Annotated in this window: 3 protein-coding genes; 1 reads left to right on the forward strand and 2 read right to left on the reverse strand. The window is 56.3% G+C overall.

Annotated features, from left to right (window positions below; all coding sequences use genetic code 11):
* Nucleotides 1–76 precede the first annotated feature (76 nt).
* Nucleotides 77–328 carry a molybdopterin converting factor subunit 1 gene (gene moaD / locus B3Z49_RS09430; protein WP_063086927.1) on the forward strand — a complete coding sequence of 84 codons (252 nt, stop codon included), beginning with the start codon at nucleotides 77–79 and terminating at the stop codon, nucleotides 326–328.
* Between the two features lie 70 nt (nucleotides 329–398).
* Here moaD and choV read toward each other — a convergent pair whose 3' ends face one another.
* Both choV and B3Z49_RS09440 read right to left on the reverse strand, forming a co-directional pair.
* Nucleotides 399–1,595 (reverse strand): choline ABC transporter ATP-binding protein, encoded by a 1,197-nt coding sequence (choV, locus tag B3Z49_RS09435; protein WP_064790463.1) that lies wholly within the window; start codon nucleotides 1,593–1,595, stop codon nucleotides 399–401.
* Between the two features lie 2 nt (nucleotides 1,596–1,597).
* On the reverse strand, nucleotides 1,598–2,152 hold a 555-nt coding region (locus tag B3Z49_RS09440), incomplete at its 5' end, for an ABC transporter permease subunit (RefSeq protein WP_296990326.1).

Genomic DNA, 2,152 nt, shown 5'->3' on the forward strand with positions numbered 1-2,152 from the left:
CGCCATTGGGACTTGCCACCGGGCAGGGACTTGCGCAAGCATGCGGGCAAATTGAAGTTTGTTGTCAGGAATAAACATGAAGCTGATCTATTTTTCGTGGGTCAAGGACCGCATCGGCATGGCGGAAGAGGCCATTGACCTTCCCGATACCGTCAAAACGGTTGCCGACCTGCTGGCATGGCTGCCCGGTCGCGGCGAAAACTTTGCCAATGCCCTGGCTGATCCCGCGATCATTCGTGTTGCGGTCGATCAGGAATATGCCACACCCGACACCGACGTCACAAAGGCCACCGAAATTGCACTGTTCCCGCCGGTCACCGGCGGGTAATTCACTTCCTCATACAAAAGGGCGCCTTGTTTCCAGGGCGCCCTTTTAATCATCAGACTATTTGATCAGCTTAATCCGCCACAGACGCCGTCTGGGTCAAACTGTCAAAGAACTCCTTGCGGCCCAGCGTGCCAGTTACTTTACCGTCGCGGGTCAGAATGACCGGGTTCTGGGTGATGGATCGCATCTCAATCAGATCCTTCAGCAGCACATCCTCCTGCGCGACAAAGACAATCGAGTTGTCGGTCGCGTCCAGTTCATCGGGCAGGGTGCCGTCATAATTGATCAGCTTAAGCTCGCCGCGTTCGCCATTATTGGCGGACCTGACAACGCCATCCTGCAGGGTGACGCGGATATTGGCGTCTTCGAGCAGGAACTCGGTATTGCCGGATTTCTGATCGCTATCAAGGCGATGCATGATCGCCCGCCCGCGCAGGATATTGACCGGGTTCATATGCGCCACAAAGTCCGCAACATATTCGTTGGCCGGGCGAAGCGCGATGTCTTCTGGCGTGCCATGCTGCACGACGTAACCACCTTCCATGATGGCAATCGAATTGCCGAGCTTCATGGCTTCATCAAGGTCGTGGCTGACAAACAGGATGGTTTTATTGAGCTTCTCCTGAAGGTCCAGCAACTCGTCCTGCAGGCGGTTACGGATCAACGGATCAAGGGCCGAGAACGGCTCGTCCATCAGAAGGATCGGCGCATCGGTGGCAAAGGCACGCGCCAAGCCAACACGCTGCTGCATGCCGCCGGACAGTTCATGGGCATATTTGTTTGCCCATTTATCCAACCCGACAAGCGCCAGCTTTTCACGTACGATCTCGCGGCGTTCGGCCGGACCCATACCGCCCAGTTCAAGGCCAAAGCCGACATTGTCTTCAACCGTTCGCCACGGGAACAGGGCGAATTGCTGGAAGACCATGGCGACACATTCGCGGCGCAACTTGCGAAGGGTGGCGCCGTCACATTTGGTGACGTCTTCCATCCAATCGCCATCACGTACCCGAAGCGAACCACGTGATACAGCGTTAAGCCCATTCACGCAGCGCAGAAGCGATGATTTGCCTGAACCGGACAGGCCCATCAGGACGCATATCTCACCCTGAGGCACATTGAAGGTCACATCGGCGACACCAAGGACATTGTTGGTGGCCGCAGCGATCTCTTCGCGGGTTTTACCTTCGTCCAGAAGTTTCAAGGACTCTGCCTGACGATTACCAAAGATCACGTCGATATTTTCGAATTCAACAGCATTGCTCATGATCACTGCCCCGACTTTTCTTTGTGGTCACGACGGCAGATGCGGTCCAGCACGATGGCCAGAATCACAATTGCCAGACCGGCTTCAAAGCCTTGCGCGATATTCACCGTATTGAGCGCACGCACGACCGGCTTGCCAAGGCCGTCTGCCCCAACAAGGGCGGCAATCACCACCATCGAAAGCGACAGCATGATGCACTGGGTCAGGCCCGCCATGATCGATGGCATCGCCGATGGCAGTTCAACCTTGAACAGCAACTGGCGCGGCGTGCAGCCAAAGCTTTCACCGGCTTCCAGAAGGGATTTCGGGGTGTTGGAAATGCCAAGATGGGTCAGGCGGATCGGGGCGGCAATCGCAAAGATCACGGTCGAAATAAGACCGGGAACGACACCAAGACCAAACAGGATCAGGGTCGGGATCAGATACACGAATGTCGGGATCGTTTGCATCAGATCAAGGACCGGGCGCATCGCCTGATGCAGCCACGGGCGGTGGGCGGATGCCACGCCAAGCGGCACACCGATCAACATGCAAAACAGCGTCGCATAGATCACCAG

The organism is Thalassospira sp. UBA1131, assembly GCF_002311515.1.
In the GTDB taxonomy this organism is placed as follows: Bacteria; Pseudomonadota; Alphaproteobacteria; order Rhodospirillales; family Thalassospiraceae; genus Thalassospira.

Bases quoted from the DNA above. Each gene is read 5' to 3' on its own strand.
- choV (WP_064790463.1), bottom strand. From the start codon at position 1,595: ATGAGCAATGCTGTTGAATTCGAAAATATCGACGTGATCTTTGGTAAT.
- moaD (WP_063086927.1), top strand. From the start codon at position 77: ATGAAGCTGATCTATTTTTCGTGGGTCAAGGACCGCATCGGCATGGCG.